Origin of the sequence: Cupriavidus phytohabitans (assembly GCF_000426345.1) — a bacterium.
Taxonomy (GTDB): Bacteria; Pseudomonadota; Gammaproteobacteria; order Burkholderiales; family Burkholderiaceae; genus Cupriavidus.
The window spans coordinates 309,482-326,357 of the sequence record NZ_AUFE01000001.1; the positions used below are offsets into that span (position 1 = coordinate 309,482).

Genomic DNA, 16,876 nt, shown 5'->3' on the forward strand with positions numbered 1-16,876 from the left:
TTAGATGTAGGCCGGAACCATGCACTGCTTGTGTTCGACGTGATATTCGAACTCTTTCCAGTAGTGCTTGAGCATGCCGCGGACCGGCATCGCCGCGGCATCGCCGAGCGCGCAGATGGTGCGGCCCATGATGTTTTCCGCGACGTTGTTGAGCAGGTCCAGGTCTTCCTGGCGCCCTTCTCCGTGTTCGATGCGATTGACCATGCGATACAGCCAGCCGGTGCCTTCGCGGCAAGGCGTGCACTGGCCGCACGATTCCTCAAAATAGAAGTACGACAGGCGCAGCAGCGAGCGGACCATGCAGCGCGTCTCGTCCATCACGATCACCGCGCCCGAGCCCAGCATCGAGCCGGCCTTGGCGATCGAGTCGTAGTCCATGTCGGACGCCATCATCAGGTCGCCCGGCACCACCGGCGCGGACGAACCGCCCGGGATCACCGCCTTGATGCGCTTGCCGCCGCGCATGCCGCCGGCAAGTTCCAGCAGCTTGGCGAACGGCGTACCCAGCGGGATCTCGTAGTTGCCGGGACGCTCGACGTCGCCCGAAACCGAGAAGATCTTGGTGCCGCCGTTGTTCGGCTTGCCCAGCTTCAGGTAGTTTTCCGGGCCGACGGCCAGCAGGAACGGCACCGCGGCGAAGGTCTCGGTGTTGTTGATGGTGGTCGGCTTGCCATACAGGCCGAAGCTGGCCGGGAACGGCGGCTTGAAGCGCGGCTGGCCCTTCTTGCCTTCCAGCGATTCGAGCAGCGCGGTTTCCTCGCCGCAGATGTAGGCGCCATAGCCGTGGTGGGCGTGCAGCTGGAAGCTGAAGCCCGAGCCCAGGATGTTGTCGCCCAGGAAGCCTGCCGCACGCGCCTCTTCGAGGGCTTCCTCGAAGATCTTGTACTCGTTCCAGATCTCGCCGTGGATGTAGTTGTAGCCCACGGTGATGCCCATCGCATACGCGCCGATGGCCATGCCCTCGATCAGCGCATGCGGGTTGTAGCGGATGATGTCGCGGTCCTTGAACGTGCCCGGCTCGCCCTCATCGGTGTTACAGACCAGGTATTTCTGACCCGGGAACGTGCGCGGCATGAAGCTCCACTTCAGGCCGGTCGGGAAACCCGCGCCGCCGCGGCCACGCAGGCCCGATGTCTTGACGTCGGCGATCACCTGCTCGGGCGGGATCTTCTCGGTCAGGATGCGCTTCAGTTGCTGGTAGCCGCCACGCTTGACGTAGTCTTCCAGATGCCAATTCTTGCCGTCCAGGCCGGCCAGGATCAGCGGCTGGATATGGCGGTCGTGCAGACTGGTCATATTACTTGCCCCCCTTGGCGGCTTCGCTCTTGAGCTCGTCGACAAGCGCGTCGAGTTTGTCGTCGCTCATGAAGCTGCACATGCGGGTGTTGTTGACGATCATCACCGGCGCGTCGCCGCAAGCGCCCATGCACTCGCCCTCTTTCAGGGTGAAGCAGCCATCAGCGGTGGTCTCGTTGTAGTCGATCCCGAGCTTGCGCTTCAGGTACTCGCCAGCCCGCTCGCCGCCCGACAGGGCGCACGGCAGGTTGGTGCACACGGCGAGCTTGAATTTGCCCACCGGCTTGGTGTCGTACATGTTGTAGAAGGTCGCCACCTCTTCCACCCACACGGGCGGCATCTCGAGGTAGTTGGCGACGAACTGCATGACTTCGGGGGAAACCCAGCCCACCTCGCCCTGTGCCACGGCAAGCGCCGCCATCACGGCCGACTGCTTCTGGTCGGCCGGATACTTCGCGATCGCGCGATCGATTTCCTTGAGAGCTTCTGCTGATAGCATGGTCATTGCAGTAAAACGGCGGAGTCAGCGCCACTGGGCGTCCATCCGCAGGTTTGCAGCCGTCGCTGCCGTTCCGCCGGCGGGCCTTAGGCCTTGCCGGTCCGCCGCGGGTCTTCCGGGCCGCTCCGCTCGGCGGAGCACCTCGGAAAGCGCCCGGATCGTCGTCCGGGCCGGCGGTCCGTGATTAGCGGTCGATCTCGCCGAAGACGATGTCTTGCGTGCCGATGATCGTTACCGCGTCAGCAATCATGTGTCCCTTGGCCATTTCGTCCAGCGCGGCCAGGTGCGGGAAGCCAGGCGCACGGATCTTCAGGCGGTACGGCTTGTTCGCGCCGTCCGAGATCGCGTAGATGCCGAACTCGCCCTTCGGGTGCTCCACCGCTGCGTACGCTTCGCCTTCGGGCACGTGGATGCCCTCGGTGAACAGCTTGAAGTGGTGAATCAGTTCTTCCATGTTGGACTTCATGTCCACGCGCGAGGGCGGCGCCACCTTGTGGTTATCGGTGATCACCGGGCCCGGGTTGCGGCGCAGCCACTCGATGCACTGCCTGATGATGCGGTTGGACTGGCGCATCTCTTCCACGCGCACCAGGTAGCGCGCGTAGCAGTCGCCGCCCACGCCCACCGGCACATCGAAGTCCATCTTGTCGTACACCTCGTACGGCTGCTTCTTGCGCAGGTCCCACTCGATGCCCGAGCCGCGCAGCATCGGGCCGGTAAAGCCCATCTGCATCGCACGTTCCGGACTGACGACACCGATGTCCACCAGCCGCTGCTTCCAGATCCGGTTGTCGGTCAGCAGCGTCTCGTACTCGTCGACATACTTCGGGAAGCGGTTGGTGAAGTCCTCGATGAAGTCCAGCAGCGAGCCCGAACGCGCTTCGTTCATCGCCTTGATGGCACGCTCGTTGTGGATCTTCGAGGCACGATATTGCGGCATCGTGTCAGGCAGGTCGCGGTAGACGCCGCCGGGGCGATAGTAGGCCGCGTGCATGCGCGCGCCCGACACCGCCTCGTACATGTCGAACAGGTCTTCGCGCTCGCGGAAGGCGTACAGGAACACCGCCATCGCGCCCACGTCGAGGGCGTGCGCACCGATCCACATCAGGTGGTTCATGATGCGGGTGATCTCGTCGAACATCACGCGGATATACTGCGCGCGGACCGGCACTTCCAGGCCCAGCAGGCGCTCGATCGCCATCACGTATGCGTGCTCGTTGGACATCATCGACACGTAGTCGAGACGGTCCATGTAGGGCACGCTCTGGATCCAGGACTTCTGTTCGGCCAGTTTCTCGGTGGCACGGTGCAGCAGGCCGATATGCGGGTCGGCGCGCTGGATGACTTCACCGTCCAGCTCGAGCACCAGGCGCAGCACGCCGTGCGCGGCCGGGTGCTGCGGGCCGAAGTTCAGGGTGTAATTCTTGATGTCTGCCATGGCGCGTTCTCAGTGCTCCAAACCGCCGTACTTGTCCTCGCGGATCACGCGCGGCGTGATTTCGCGCGGCTCGATCGTGACCGGCTGGTAGATGACCCGCTTCTGCTCGGGGTCGTAGCGCATCTCGACGTAGCCGGAGACCGGGAAATCCTTGCGGAACGGATGGCCGACGAAGCCGTAGTCGGTCAGGATGCGACGCAGGTCCGGGTGACCGTCGAACACGATGCCGTAGAAATCGAAGGCTTCGCGCTCGAACCAGTTCACCGAGTTCCACACGTCGATCAGGCTGGCCACCACCGGGAAATCGTCATCCGGAGCGAACACGCGCAGGCGCAGGCGCCAGTTGTTGGTAATCGACAGCAGGTGCGAGACGGCGGCAAAGCGCGGGCCTTCCCAGGCGCCGTCGCCGAACTCGGAGTAGTCCACGCCGCACAGGTCGATCAGCTGCTCGAAGCGCAGCGAGGGATCGTCGCGCAGGATGCGGGCGGCTTCCAGGTAGTCGTCGGCCTTGACGATCAGCGTCAGTTCGCCGGTCGCCTCGATCAGTTTCTGCACGCGCTTGCCGAGAGCCTTCTCGAGCGCGGCCTTCAGGGTGTCGAGCTTCGCCATTTCAGCCCTTGCGCGCGATGGTGTTGGTACGCTTGATCTTGTTCTGCAGCTGGATCACGCCGTAGATCAGCGCCTCGGCCGTCGGCGGGCAGCCCGGCACGTAGATATCCACCGGCACGATGCGGTCGCAGCCACGCACCACCGAGTACGAATAGTGGTAGTAGCCACCGCCGTTGGCGCACGAGCCCATCGAGATCACCCAGCGCGGTTCGGCCATCTGGTCGTAGACCTTGCGCAGCGCGGGGGCCATCTTGTTGCACAGCGTGCCGGCCACGATCATCACGTCCGACTGGCGCGGCGACGGGCGGAACACCACGCCGAAGCGGTCCAGATCGTAGCGCGCGGCGCCGGCATGCATCATTTCCACGGCACAGCAGGCCAGGCCGAAAGTCATCGGCCACAGCGACCCGGTGCGGGTCCAATTGATCAGCTTGTCAGCGGTAGTCGTGACAAAGCCTTCGTTGAGAACGCCTTCGATTGCCATTTCACATCACTCCCAATCGAGCGCGCCCTTTTTCCAGATGTAGACGAAGCCCACGATGAATTCCAGCAGAAACACGCCCATGGCGATGAAACCCGGCCAGCCGATATCCCTCAGGGCAACACCCCAGGGAAACAGGAAGGCGGTTTCGAGATCGAACAGGATAAAAAGGATGGCGATGAGGTAGTAGCGCACGTCGAACTTCATGCGCGCATCCTCGAACGCTTCGAAGCCGCACTCGTACGGCGACAGCTTCGCGGGATCGGGCTTGTTCGGACCAAGGATCCGACCAATCGACATCAGTGCCACGCCGAGCACGACACCGAAGATGATGAAGATGAGAACGGGGAAGTAGGCTTCGAGATTCAAGGTACGGCCAGCCTTATCTGGAATGTTGTCAACAGCACCAGCTGAAGCGGCGTCCTGTTGCCCACCCCAGGCGCTAAGCCACGAGAATCATGGCGCGCCGCCTTGCGGACTGCCGGAGCCCCACGCTCGGGTGCATTGCCCGGCCAGGGACTCCGATCAAGTTGTTTGGTGCCGACGGCGAGACTCGAACTCGCACAGCTTTCGCCACTACCCCCTCAAGATAGCGTGTCTACCAATTTCACCACGTCGGCTGGGGGAGAAACAATATTGCCTGGCGCCGGGTTTTCAGGCCCTTCGGGACTCTCGCCGGGGCGTTCCGCCTTCGCTCAAGACCCATCGCTGGGGAATCGTTTCAAGCCTTGCATTCTAACCTAAATTTCTTGCTTTGTTCAACGCACAACTGCAAAAAAACTCAGGAATCCGCCGCAAGGCAATCGGATTATTTCGGTACAGCGGGGCCTGCGGGCGCCGAAGCGCCGGCCGCGGCGGCCGGGGCTGCGGCCGGTGCCGATGCGCCTGCCGTGGCCGGTGCCGAGGCCGGAGCGGCGCCCATCACGCCCAGCGATGCAGCGGGCTTGTAGTTGCCCAGCAACGTCAACGCCAGCGTGGACACGAAGAACAGCGTGGCCAGCACGGCGGTGGTGCGCGACAGGAAGTTTGCCGAGCCGGTGGCACCGAACAGGCTGCCCGAGGCGCCCGAGCCGAATGCCGCGCCCACATCGGCGCCCTTGCCATGCTGGATCAGCACCAGACCAATCACGCCCAGGGCCGACAGCACCTGCAACACCACCAACAAAGTCTTGAAGATTGCCATTTGATTTAAATAAGCGTTACTTGCCTGGTTACTTCCTGATCGAAACCATCGAAACGACCCGGAACGGCCGGCATTCAGGCGTTGCCGATCGCGAGAAAATCTTCCGATTTCAGCGAGGCGCCGCCAATCAGCCCCCCGTCGATATCGGCCATGGAAAACAGTTCGGCCGCGTTGTCCGGCTTTACGCTGCCGCCGTACAGGATGGCCATGCGCCCGGCCACGCCGGCGTCGCGGGCCGCCACCTTGCCGCGCAGGAAAGCATGCACGGCTTGCGCCTGGGCGCTGGTCGCGGTCTTGCCGGTGCCGATCGCCCAGACCGGCTCGTAGGCCAGCACCACGCGGCTCAGCTGCTCCACCGACAGCGCGTCCAGCACTGCCTGCAGCTGGCGGCCGACAACGGCCTCGGTCTGGCCTGCCTCGCGCTCGGCCAGCGTTTCGCCGACGCAGACCACCGGGACGATGCCGAACTCCAGCGCGCGCAGCGCCTTGGCGGCGACGGCCTGGTCGGTTTCGCCATGGTAGGTGCGACGCTCCGAGTGGCCAACCAGCGCATAAGTGCAGCCGAACTCACCCAACATCGATGCAGCCACCTCGCCGGTAAAAGCGCCGCGCGCCTCCGCCGAGACATCCTGTGCACCCCAGGCCACTTGCGAGCCGTTCAGCACCGCCTGGCATTGTGCAAGATAGGGGAACGGTGCGCACACCGCCAGCGACGCATGCGCCACGCCGGCCTTGATTTCCTCCAGCAGCGCCGCGTTTGCAGCCAGGCTGCCATGCATCTTCCAGTTGCCGATGACGAGCTTTTGTCTCACGAGGTGCCCCTCCCAAATCAAACCCGCTATTGTAGCGTGTGGCAGGGGCGGGACGCTACCGCCGCCCGACAACGGCGGGCGGCGGTATTTTGTCGCGTGGATTCAGCGCCGGCACACGGCGCACGGCATCACCAGGTCAGCACGATCTTGCCGATATGCTCGCTCGACTCCATCAGGCGGTGCGCGTCGGCGGCCTGCGCGGCGGGGAAGACCTGGTGGATCACCGGCTTGATCTTGCCCGCAGCCAGCAGCGGCCACACCTGCTCGTGCAGCGCCGCGGCAATCTTGCCCTTGAACGACGCCGGACGCGGTCGCAGCGTCGAGCCGGTCACGGTGATGCGGCGGCGCAGGATATCGCCCAGCGGGATCTCGGCCTTGGCGCCACCCAGCAGCGCGATGATGACGATGCGGCCATCGTCGGCGATGCACTTCAGCTCGCGCGCCAGGTACGGGCCGGCGACCATGTCGAGGATCACGTCGACGCCCTTGCCGCCGGTCAGCGCGGCTACCTCGGCAACGAAGTCCTGCGTCTTGTAGTTGATCGCGCGATCGGCGCCCAGGTCCTCGCACGCCTTGCACTTTTCATCGGTGCCGGCGGTGACGAACACCGTGAAGCCCAGCGCCTTCGCAATCTGGATCGCGGTGGTGCCAATGCCGCTGGAGCCGCCCTGGATCAGCAGCGTTTCGTCCTTGCCGCGCGGGCCCTGGCCCAGGTAACCGCGGTCGAATACATTGCTCCACACCGTGAAAAAGGTTTCCGGCAGCGCGGCGGCTTCGATATCGCTGAGACCGTCAGGCGCCGGCAATACCTGCGCCAGCGGCGCGGTGCAAAGCTGCGCGTAGCCGCCGCCCTGCACCAGCGCGCAGACGCGATCGCCAACCTTCAAGCCGAAGCGGTTGTCGGCATGCGACAGGTCGCCGCCGACCACCACGCCTGCCACTTCGAGGCCAGGCAGGTCCGACGCACCCGGCGGCACCGGATAGTTGCCGGTGCGCTGGAACACGTCCGGGCGGTTCACGCCGGCTGCCGCCACGCGGATCAGCACCTCGCCTGCGGCGGGCACGGGATCGGGCCGCTCGGTCAGCTGGAGGACTTCGGGGGCGCCGTATTCGCGGATCTCGATGGCTTGCATGCTTCTTTGCTCCTTGTCTTTGCTCGGTGTGAGGCTTTGCTCGATGGGTTGCCGCAGTGTAAACAAAAAAACGGCCGGGCATCGCCCGGCCGTTTTTTCCGCGGCACCGCCTTACGGCGGCACCGTTGGGACAGCGACTGCCCCGCTTACTGCTGCTGCTCCGAGCCGCCGGCCGGTGCCGCCGGGGCAGCGCCTTCGCCAGCGTTGATCGGGCTGATGCTGCCGCCCTCTTCGGCCAGCGCTGCCTTCAGCGACAGGCGCAGGCGGCCCTTCTCGTCGGCCTGGATCAGCTTGACGCGGACCTGCTGGCCTTCCTTCAGCCAGTCCTTGATGTCCTTCACACGCTCGTTGACGATTTCCGAGATGTGCAGCAGGCCATCCTTGCCCGGCAGGATGTTGACGATGGCGCCGAAGTCCAGCAGCTTCAGCACGGTGCCGTTGTAGATCTTGCCCACTTCGGCTTCCGCGGTGATGCCCTCGATGCGGCGCTTGGCTTCGGCCATGCCTTCGGTCGAGGTCGAGGCGATGGTGATGGTGCCGTCTTCCTGGATGTCGATGGTGGTGCCGGTTTCCTTGGTCAGCGCCTGGATGGTCGAGCCGCCCTTGCCGATCACTTCGCGGATCTTGTCCGGATGGATCTTCATGGTGATCATGCGCGGGGCATGCTCCGACAGCTCGGTGCGGGCGTGGCCCATGGCTTCCTGCATGTTCGACAGGATGTGCAGGCGGCCTTCCTTGGCCTGCGCCAGCGCGACCTGCATGATCTCCTTGGTGATGCCCTGGACCTTGATGTCCATCTGCAGCGCGGTGATGCCGTTGTCGGTACCCGCCACCTTGAAGTCCATGTCGCCCAGGTGATCTTCATCGCCCAGGATGTCGGTCAGCACGGCAAACTTGTTGCCTTCCAGGATCAGGCCCATGGCCACGCCGGCCACGTGCGCCTTGACCGGAACGCCGGCATCCATCAGCGCCAGGCAGCCGCCGCAGACCGAAGCCATCGACGACGAGCCGTTGGATTCGGTGATCTCCGAAACCAGGCGGATGGTGTAGGCGAATTCATCGTCCTTCGGCAGCACCGGGATCAGTGCGCGCTTGGCCAGGCGGCCATGGCCGATTTCGCGGCGCTTCGGACTGCCCACGCGGCCGGTTTCACCGGTGGCGAACGGGGGCATGTTGTAGTGGAGCATGAAGCGGTCGCGGTACTCGCCGGCCAGCGCGTCGATGATCTGCTCGTCGCTCTTGGTGCCCAGCGTGGCCACCACCAGCGCCTGCGTCTCGCCGCGGGTGAACAGCGCCGAGCCGTGCGCGCGCGGCAGCACCGACGAACGGATCTCGATCGGGCGCACGGTGCGGGTGTCGCGGCCGTCGATGCGCGGCTCGCCGTTCAGGATCTGGCCGCGGACGATCTTGGCTTCCAGGTCGAACATAATGTTGCCGACTTCCACCTTGTCGGCTTCCACGCCGGCTTCGGCCAGCGCGGCGGCCACGTTGGCCGACACTTCCTTCAGCTTCTGGCTGCGGGCCGACTTCTGGCGCAGCTGGTAGGCTTCCTGCAGCAGCGGCAGCGCGACTTCGGTGACCTTGGCGATCAGCGGCTCGTTCTTGGCGGCCGGGGTCCAGTCCCACTCGGGCTTGCCGCCTTCGCGCACCAGTTCATGGATGGCGTTGATGGCGGTCTGCATCTGCTCGTGGCCATAGACCACGGCGCCCAGCATCACGTCTTCCGACAGCTGGTTGGCTTCCGATTCCACCATCAGCACGGCGCGCTCGGTGCCGGCGACCACCAGGTCCAGGTCCGAGGTGGCGATCTGCGAGCGGGTCGGGTTCAGCAGGTACTGGCCGTCCTTGTAGCCAACGCGCGCGGCGCCCACCGGGCCGCTGAACGGGATGCCCGACACGGCCAGCGCGGCCGACGCGCCGATCAGCGCGGGGATGTCAGCCGGCACTTCCGGGTTCAGCGACACCACGTGCACCACCACCTGCACTTCGTTGTAGAAGCTTTCCGGGAACAGCGGGCGCAGCGGACGATCGATCAGGCGCGAGGTCAGGGTCTCGTTTTCCGACGGACGGCCTTCACGCTTGAAGAAGCCGCCGGGGATCTTGCCGGCCGCGTAGGTCTTCTCGATGTAGTCGACGGTCAGCGGGAAGAAGTCCTGGCCCGGCTTCGGGTTCTTGGCGGCGACCACGGTCGCCAGCACCACGGTGTCTTCCACATCGACCAGCACGGCGCCGCCGGCCTGGCGGGCGATTTCGCCGGTTTCCATGCGGACCTTGTGCTGGCCCCACTGGAATTCCTTGACGACCTTGTTGAACATGGACATGTGCATTCCTTGTCTTGCGTGCACGCCGCAATCGTTGCGCAGCGTGCCACGCCTGCGTTCTCAGCCGCAGGCTAACTGCCGGAGACAGCTGCAGTCGCAGGGAAGTGCTATGCCATTCCAGCGCGGCACTGTTGCCGATGCCGCGCTGGAATGACACAAAGCCCTGTTTCCTTGGCCGATCCGGATACTAAACCCAGAAAAAAGAACAACTTACTCCGTTGCGCGCCTTGCCGCAACGGGGTTCCGGCGAATCCAGATCCTCGCCGGAAGCAGTGAAGCGAAAATCACTCCAACAATCTGCAGCATTACCGGCCGGCGCGGAATCGCCCGGCCAGAAATGCAAAATGCCTGCCCCAGCAATGCTGAAGCAGGCATCCAGGCCTCACGCGAAACCGTGCAAACCCAGGAATCGCGCTGCCATCGTACGCAACCTCTTGCGCGAGCTTATTTGCGCAGGCCCAGCTTTTCGATCAGGGCGCGGTAGCGGTCGGCATCGTTGGACTTGAGGTAGTCCAGCAGGCGGCGGCGGCGGCTCACCATGCGCAGCAGGCCGCGGCGGCTGTGGTGATCCTTCATGTTGGCCTTGAAGTGCGGGGTCAGTTCGTTGATGCGGGTGGTCAGCAGGGCCACTTGCACTTCGGGGCTGCCGGTGTCGTTGGCGCCACGGGCGAACTGCTTGATGACTTCGGACTTGTTGATATCGGCGACTGCCATGATGATTTCCTTTCACTTGCGACCGCCACAGCGCGGGATGCGCCGCATGCGTCGTGTCACGGATTTGCCGCCATCCGGCCAGGAGCCAGGCGACGACAGCCGCGCATTATAGCCGAAAAGGCGCGCGAGGAGAATCGGAACTCCCGCGCGGCCTTCCGGCGCTCAGGGGGCGCTCTATCAAGGACGCTCCATCCGGCACGTGGTCGGCAGCGTGGTCTGCGCCGCCTTCAGCTTGCGCACGGTGCGGAAGCCGTAGCCCGAGCCCTCGTTGTCGAACCGCACCGCACCGCCCTGCTTGTCCATCACGGACACATAGAGCGGCTGCAGCACCTGGTGGTCCTCCGCGCGGATTGTAGCTTCATGGAAGTCGTTGACGTAGCGCATGTTCTCCAGCGTCCGCGCCACCCTGACCGCGTCGGTGGTGCCCGCCTTCTCGATGGCGCGTGCCAGCATTTCCACCATCATCTGCATGCGCAGATGCACGTAATCGTCCTTCGGCTCGGGGTAACGCGCCCGGAACTGCTGGTAAAACGCATCCGAGGCAGCGCCGCCCACGTTCGGGTGCCATTCGGCCACGGCCAGCACGCGGCCAACGCCAGCATCGCCCATTGCCGCCGGGGCGCCCAGGCCGTTGCCGTAGAACGTGTAGAACTTGGCCTGCAGCCCGCCCTCGCGTGCCGCCTTGACCATCAGGGTCAGGTCGTTGCCCCAGTTGCCGGTGATGACCGCATCGGCGCCGCTCGCCTTGATCTTGGCGATATAGGGGGCAAAATCCTTGATCTTGCCGATAGGATGGAATTCGTCGCCGACAATCTGTATGTCCGGGCGGCGCGCGGCCAGCATCTCGCGCGCCGAACGCGCCACCTGATGGCCGAAGCTGTAGTCCTGGTCGATCAGATAGACCTTGCGCACGGACTGGTCCTGCCTGATCACCTCGGTCAGCGCCTGCATGCGCATGTCGGCGCTGGCGTCGAAACGGAAATGCCAGAAGCTGCAGTTCTCGTTGGTCAGGCTGGGATCGACCGCCGAATAGTTCAGGAACAGCACGCGCGCATCGGGCTGGCGCGCATTGTGCCGGTTGATGGCAGAGACCAGTGCCCCGGCCACGGCCGAACTGTTGCCCTGCAGGACGAAGGGAATGCGCCGGTCGGTCAGGGCGCGGAACTGGATCAGGCTCTCATCGACATTGCCCTTGCTGTCGAACGTCACCAGCTCGAAGGGTCGCGCGCCCTCGGCGGTCTTGACGCCGCCGCGGGCATTGACGCGTTCGATCGCCAGGCGCAGGTTGCGCGCCACGGCATCGCCCGCGTTGGCGAACGGGCCGGAAAGTCCGTCGATCATCCCCAGGCGGATCGGCTCCTGAGCGGACGCGCCCGCTGCCACTGCCAACAACAAGCCGCCCAGCCAACCTCGCAACCGCGCCACACCCTGCATAGTCTCTCCCGGAAAGCGGTGGATGGTACGGCAGCACGCCGGTCCGGTGCAAATGACGCCCGCGTGCACCGCCTCCGCCGGGATTTGGCGCGGATCCCATCATATTGCGCGAAGAAGCGGCAGAAAGCAGCGCCAAGGCCACACAATGGCAGGCGTGGGACTACACTCTCGATATCAGCAAAGCATTGACCGAGGCCGTCATGAACCCTGCAATTGCCGGCGGTGCCCGCCGGCTCACCCTGGCGCTTGCCGCAGCCCTGCTCTGTGCCTGCACCACGCTGATGCCGGTCCAGGAAGGCACCAAGCTGGTCGGCCAACCCAAGGCTGCGGTCCAGGCGAGGTTCGGGCCGCCCACGGACATCTACAACTTGCCCGACGGCACCTCGCGCTGGATCTATTCCCAGCAGCCGATGGGCCAGTACGCCTATGGCGCCGAATTCGACCGCAACGGCAACCTCACGAGCTTCCGCAACATGCTGTCGACGCTGGAGCTGTATAAGGCGCAGGTCGGCACCTGGACCCGGGAGGACGTCGCCGAGCACTTCGGCGTGACGCGGCTGCCGGTCGAGTATTTTCCGCGGATGCGCAATGAGGTCTGGTCCTACCGCTTCCGCCATGAAGACGTATGGCCGTCGCTGTTCCACTTCTATTTCGACGATGCCGGCGTGCTGCGCCGGACCCAGATCACGCCCGACCCGCTCTACGACCCCGATGAAAGATTCCGCCGATGGTAGGCGCACATGAAAAAGCCCGCCATCCCCGGGTCGGGAATGGCGGGCTTGGTCCGTACGCTCAGGCCGGGTAAGCCATCCGCCGCCTAACGCAGAAGCCTTGGTCAGATCTGCGGGTTGATCTTCTGCACGGCCTTGTCGTGCAGCTTGTTCAGCGCGGCCAGGTAGGCCTTGGCCGATGCGGCGACGATATCCGGGTCGGTGCCCACGCCGTTGACGATGCGGCCGGCCTTGGACAGGCGCACGGTCACTTCGCCCTGGGCCTCGGTACCACCGGTGATCGCGTTCACCGAGTACAGCACCATCTCGGCGCCGCTGGACACGCGCGACTCGATCGCATGCAGCGTGGCGTCCACGGGGCCGTTGCCCTCGCCTTCGCCGCTCTGCTCCTGGCCGTCCATGCTGAACACCACGCGTGCATGCGGGCGCTCGCCGGTCTCGGAACGCTGCGACAGCGAAATGAAGCGGAAGTGCTCGTTCGCGTCATGCTGCGCCTCGTTCGAGACGATCGCCATGATGTCTTCGTCGAAGATCTCGGCCTTCTGGTCGGCCAGCTCCTTGAAGCGGGTGAAGGCGGCGTTGACTTCGCTCTCGCTGTCGAGCTCGATGCCGAGCTCCTGCAGGCGCTGCTTGAAGGCATTGCGGCCCGACAGCTTGCCCAGCACGATCTTGTTGGCGGTCCAGCCCACGTCCTCCGCGCGCATGATCTCGTAGGTGTCGCGCGCCTTGAGCACGCCATCCTGGTGGATGCCCGAGGCATGCGCAAAGGCGTTGGCGCCGACCACAGCCTTGTTCGGCTGCACCACGAAACCGGTGATCTGCGATACCAGCTTGGAGGCCGGCACGATCTGCGTGGTGTCCACGCCGACGTCCATGTTGAAGTAGTCGCGGCGGGTCTTCACCGCCATCACCACCTCTTCCAGGCTGGTGTTGCCAGCGCGTTCGCCCAGGCCGTTGATGGTGCACTCGACCTGGCGCGCGCCGCCCAGCTTGACCGCGGCCAGCGAGTTGGCCACAGCCATGCCGAGGTCGTTATGGCAGTGCACCGACCAGATCGCCTTGTCCGAATTCGGAATGCGCTCGCGCACCGAGCGGATCAGCTCCGCGTAGCCTTCCGGCACGGCATAGCCCACGGTGTCCGGGAGGTTGATGGTGGTCGCGCCCTCTGCGATCACGCCTTCGAGCACGCGGCACAGGAAGTCCATGTCCGAGCGGCTGCCGTCTTCGGGCGAGAACTCGATATCGTCGGTGAACTGGCGCGCAAAGCGCACTGCCAGGCGGGCCTGCTCGTACACCTGGTCCGGCGTCATGCGCAGCTTCTTCTCCATGTGCAGCGCAGACGTAGCGATAAAGGTGTGGATGCGGAACGAGTTGGCGGGCTTGAGCGCCTCGGCCGCGCGGGCGATGTCCTTGTCGTTGGCGCGGGCCAGCGAGCAGATGGTCGAGTCCTTCACCACCTGGGCGATCGCGCGGATGGCTTCGAAGTCGCCATTGGAGCTGGCCGCAAAGCCGGCCTCGATCACATCGACCCTCAGGCGTTCCAGCTGGCGCGCGATGCGGATCTTTTCCTCGCGGGTCATGGAAGCGCCGGGCGACTGCTCGCCGTCACGCAAGGTGGTGTCGAAAATGATGAGTTTGTCAGACATTTTGTGGAGCTCCTGAGTAGCTTCTGGTGTGCTGTCCCCGGCCTGCCGTGTCCGGGCTTACCGCCTGTTCCGCGCTCCACGGCTGTGGAATGCAAAACGCCCCGGCGTGCACGAGCAGGCCGGGGCGTTGGTGTTCCTTACGGATTCCGCGCTAAGGGTAGCGTTGTCCTCAGCGCGCGCGCGTCCCGACCTGATGGCCTAGTAGGCCACCTAGGGTGGTGCGGGCGAGTAGGACTTGGCGCGAAATCATGGGAGCGACTATAGCTGGTTTGGCGCGCAGGTGCAATACAGGGTTTTGCCGAACGCGCCCGCTTGCCGCCGCGCTTTTCAGCCCTTGGGCGGGATGCGCAACTTCTGGCCCGGGTAGATCTTGTCCGGATGCGACAACATCGGCTTGTTGGCTTCAAAGATCCTGTTGTACTCGGCGCCGTTGCCGTAGGCGGCCTGTGCGATGGCCCACAGCGTGTCGCCCTTGACCACGGTATGCCATTGCGATTCGGTCGATTCGACGTTGACCGACATCTTGTCCTCGACCTTGTCCACGCCTTCGACGTTGCCAGCGCAAAGGATGATCTTCTCGCGCGTGGCCTGGTCCGGCGCCACGCCGAACACCGTCACCAGGCCCTGCGAGCCATCCACCTGCACCATCAGACCGGTGGCATCGAGCCCCATCTTCTTGATGTACGCCTCGATCGCATCGCCCGCGGCACGGTTGGCGGCATCGACCTTCTCGGCCGATGCATCCGCCGCCACGGCCTGCTGCGCCGCCTTGGCCTCGCCGGTGCCGAACAGCTTTTCCCCCGCTTCCTTGATGAAGTCGAACATGCCCATGACATCCTCCTGACGGTAAGTGGAAAACACTGCAGAGTGCCACGGCCCGGTGGCCGCGGCGTGAAAACAATGGTGAAACCGGGAAAGCACGAAGGGCGCCGTAGCGCCCTTCCCTGCCTGCAACCTTCAAGCGTTGCCGCCGTTTCCGTTGCCGCCGTTGCCGCTTTCGCGCACCTTGCGGACCCCGCCCGGCTGCCCATGAATGGCACGCCAGCCCCACAGCACGTAGCCCGAGATCGCGTAGGCGACGAACAGCCCGAACAGCGCCACCGGCGGATCGGTCGACACCACCACGAACAGCACCAGGACCAGCACCATCATGCCGAACGGCACGCGGTAGCGCACATCCAGCGCCTTGCCGCTGTAGAACGGCGCGTTGGACACCATCGACAGCCCCGCATACAGCGTGATGCCGAACGCCACCCACGGCATCCACAGTTCCTTGACCGGCAGCTTGTTGTCGATCACCAGCCAGACAAAGCCGGCGACCAATGCCGCGGCAGCCGGGCTGGGCAAACCCTGGAAGAAGCGCTTGTCGACCACGCCGATATTGGCGTTGAAGCGCGCGAGCCGCAGCGCCGCGCAGGTGCAATAGACAAAGGCCGCTATCCAGCCCCACTTGCCGAGGTCATGCAGGATCCATTCATACATCACCAGCGCCGGCGCGACGCCGAACGAGGTCATGTCCGACAGCGAGTCATACTGCTCGCCGAACGCGCTCTGCGTATTGGTGATGCGCGCCACGCGCCCGTCCATGCCATCGAGCACCATGGCCGCGAAGATCGCGATGGCGGCCACGTCGAAGCGCATGTTCATCGCTTGCACGATGGCAAAGAAGCCGGCGAACAATGCCGCGGTGGTGAACGCGTTGGGCAGCAGGTAGATGCCGCGGCGGCGCGGCCGCTGGCGTTCGTAGGCGATGTCGTGGTCGTCTGCGGCATCGTCGTCATAGTCCTCGGCACCGCGCAGCTGGTTGTGGCGGAACGGCCGCAGGTGCGTCACGTTGCCGCTGCTGCCCCGCTTGTTACGTCGATGGAAGGCAACCATCGCAGTCCTCCTGTCTTGTCGTCCTGTCGCGCTGGTCAGGCCTTCGCTCACTTCACGTCGAGTTCGGCGAGGATGGTCGACGACGCCGACACCTTCTCGCCAATGGTCACGCGCGGACGCGCGTCGAGCGGCAGGTACACGTCCACGCGCGAACCAAAGCGGATGAAACCGTAGCGCTGGCCGCGCGCGAGCTTGTCGCCCACCTTGGTGTAGCAGAGGATACGGCGCGCCACCAGGCCGGCCACCTGCACCAGCGTCACCACCTGGCCATCGGCCGCGCGGCGGATGACCACGGCGTTGCGCTCGTTCTCGACCGAGGCCTTGTCCAGGTCCGCGTTGACGAACTTGCCCGGAAAATATTCGACCTTCTCCACCGCGCCGTCGACCGAAACGCGGTTCGAATGCACGTTGAAGACGTTCATGAAGACGCTGATCTTCAGCGCCTCGCGGTTGGCATACGGATCCTGCGTCTTCTCGACCACGACGATGCGGCCGTCCGCGGGCGCCAGCACCGCATTGGGCGCCGAGGGAATCGGGCGCGGCGGGTCGCGGAAGAACTGCAGCACGAACACCGTGATGATCCACAGCGGCAGCGCCCACCAGAAGCCCGCGCTGGCGTGCACCAGCAGCGAGATGACAAAGGCGCCGGCCAGGAACGGCCAGCCTTCACGGGCGATCAGCGGATGAGGATAGTTCATGCA

17 protein-coding genes and 1 tRNA gene are annotated in these 16,876 nt (G+C 64.7%); 1 reads left to right on the forward strand and 17 read right to left on the reverse strand.

Going from position 1 to position 16,876, the window contains the following annotated elements:
- From nuoF to K309_RS0101550, 13 genes are all read right to left on the reverse strand, one after another.
- A complete protein-coding gene (gene nuoF / locus K309_RS0101490) occupies positions 1–1,296 on the reverse strand; it encodes an NADH-quinone oxidoreductase subunit NuoF (RefSeq protein WP_029044767.1) in 1,296 nt (431 codons plus the stop codon).
- A 1-nt stretch (position 1,297) separates the two neighbouring features.
- On the reverse strand, positions 1,298–1,795 hold the full coding sequence (gene nuoE / locus K309_RS0101495; protein ID WP_029044768.1) for an NADH-quinone oxidoreductase subunit NuoE: 498 nt from the start codon (positions 1,793–1,795) through the stop codon (positions 1,298–1,300).
- A gap of 184 nt (positions 1,796–1,979) precedes the next feature.
- Positions 1,980–3,233 (reverse strand): NADH-quinone oxidoreductase subunit D, encoded by a 1,254-nt coding sequence (locus tag K309_RS0101500; RefSeq protein WP_029044769.1) that lies wholly within the window; start codon positions 3,231–3,233, stop codon positions 1,980–1,982.
- A 9-nt stretch (positions 3,234–3,242) separates the two neighbouring features.
- A complete protein-coding gene (locus K309_RS0101505) occupies positions 3,243–3,842 on the reverse strand; it encodes an NADH-quinone oxidoreductase subunit C (protein WP_029044770.1) in 600 nt (199 codons plus the stop codon).
- Between the two features lies 1 nt (position 3,843).
- Positions 3,844–4,326: a NuoB/complex I 20 kDa subunit family protein gene (locus K309_RS0101510; protein WP_011297145.1), complete on the reverse strand. Its 483-nt coding sequence runs from the start codon at positions 4,324–4,326 to the stop codon at positions 3,844–3,846.
- A 6-nt stretch (positions 4,327–4,332) separates the two neighbouring features.
- Positions 4,333–4,692: an NADH-quinone oxidoreductase subunit A gene (locus K309_RS0101515; protein WP_010809131.1), complete on the reverse strand. Its 360-nt coding sequence runs from the start codon at positions 4,690–4,692 to the stop codon at positions 4,333–4,335.
- A gap of 166 nt (positions 4,693–4,858) precedes the next feature.
- A tRNA-Leu gene (locus tag K309_RS0101520) sits at positions 4,859–4,943 on the reverse strand.
- Between the two features lie 188 nt (positions 4,944–5,131).
- On the reverse strand, positions 5,132–5,506 hold the full coding sequence (gene secG, locus K309_RS0101525; RefSeq protein ID WP_029044771.1) for a preprotein translocase subunit SecG: 375 nt from the start codon (positions 5,504–5,506) through the stop codon (positions 5,132–5,134).
- A 74-nt stretch (positions 5,507–5,580) separates the two neighbouring features.
- Complete coding sequence (tpiA, locus tag K309_RS0101530; protein WP_029044772.1) at positions 5,581–6,318, reverse strand: triose-phosphate isomerase; 738 nt, start codon at positions 6,316–6,318, stop codon at positions 5,581–5,583.
- A 128-nt stretch (positions 6,319–6,446) separates the two neighbouring features.
- The gene (locus K309_RS0101535; RefSeq protein WP_029044773.1) at positions 6,447–7,451 is read right to left on the reverse strand and encodes an NAD(P)H-quinone oxidoreductase; all 1,005 of its coding nucleotides are present in this window, start codon (positions 7,449–7,451) and stop codon (positions 6,447–6,449) included.
- Between the two features lie 146 nt (positions 7,452–7,597).
- Positions 7,598–9,772: a polyribonucleotide nucleotidyltransferase gene (pnp, locus tag K309_RS0101540; RefSeq protein WP_029044774.1), complete on the reverse strand. Its 2,175-nt coding sequence runs from the start codon at positions 9,770–9,772 to the stop codon at positions 7,598–7,600.
- Positions 9,773–10,216: 444 nt separating this feature from the next.
- Positions 10,217–10,486 carry a 30S ribosomal protein S15 gene (rpsO, locus tag K309_RS0101545; protein ID WP_010809136.1) on the reverse strand — a complete coding sequence of 90 codons (270 nt, stop codon included), beginning with the start codon at positions 10,484–10,486 and terminating at the stop codon, positions 10,217–10,219.
- Between the two features lie 177 nt (positions 10,487–10,663).
- On the reverse strand, positions 10,664–11,920 hold the full coding sequence (locus K309_RS0101550) for a branched-chain amino acid ABC transporter substrate-binding protein (protein ID WP_029044775.1): 1,257 nt from the start codon (positions 11,918–11,920) through the stop codon (positions 10,664–10,666).
- Between the two features lie 200 nt (positions 11,921–12,120).
- Here K309_RS0101550 and K309_RS0101555 point away from each other — a divergent pair, with 200 nt between their 5' ends.
- Entirely contained in the window at positions 12,121–12,654 is a 534-nt protein-coding gene (locus tag K309_RS0101555; protein ID WP_029044776.1) for a hypothetical protein, read from the forward strand.
- A gap of 101 nt (positions 12,655–12,755) precedes the next feature.
- Here K309_RS0101555 and K309_RS0101560 read toward each other — a convergent pair whose 3' ends face one another.
- The 4 genes from K309_RS0101560 to K309_RS0101575 form a co-directional block, all read right to left on the reverse strand.
- Positions 12,756–14,297: a 2-isopropylmalate synthase gene (locus K309_RS0101560; protein ID WP_029044777.1), complete on the reverse strand. Its 1,542-nt coding sequence runs from the start codon at positions 14,295–14,297 to the stop codon at positions 12,756–12,758.
- Between the two features lie 327 nt (positions 14,298–14,624).
- Complete coding sequence (gene lysM / locus K309_RS0101565; protein WP_029044778.1) at positions 14,625–15,128, reverse strand: peptidoglycan-binding protein LysM; 504 nt, start codon at positions 15,126–15,128, stop codon at positions 14,625–14,627.
- A 126-nt stretch (positions 15,129–15,254) separates the two neighbouring features.
- The gene (pssA, locus tag K309_RS0101570) at positions 15,255–16,175 is read right to left on the reverse strand and encodes a CDP-diacylglycerol--serine O-phosphatidyltransferase (protein WP_029044779.1); all 921 of its coding nucleotides are present in this window, start codon (positions 16,173–16,175) and stop codon (positions 15,255–15,257) included.
- Positions 16,176–16,222: 47 nt separating this feature from the next.
- Positions 16,223–16,873 carry a phosphatidylserine decarboxylase gene (locus K309_RS0101575; protein ID WP_029044780.1) on the reverse strand — a complete coding sequence of 217 codons (651 nt, stop codon included), beginning with the start codon at positions 16,871–16,873 and terminating at the stop codon, positions 16,223–16,225.
- Between the last annotated feature and the right edge of the window lie 3 nt (positions 16,874–16,876).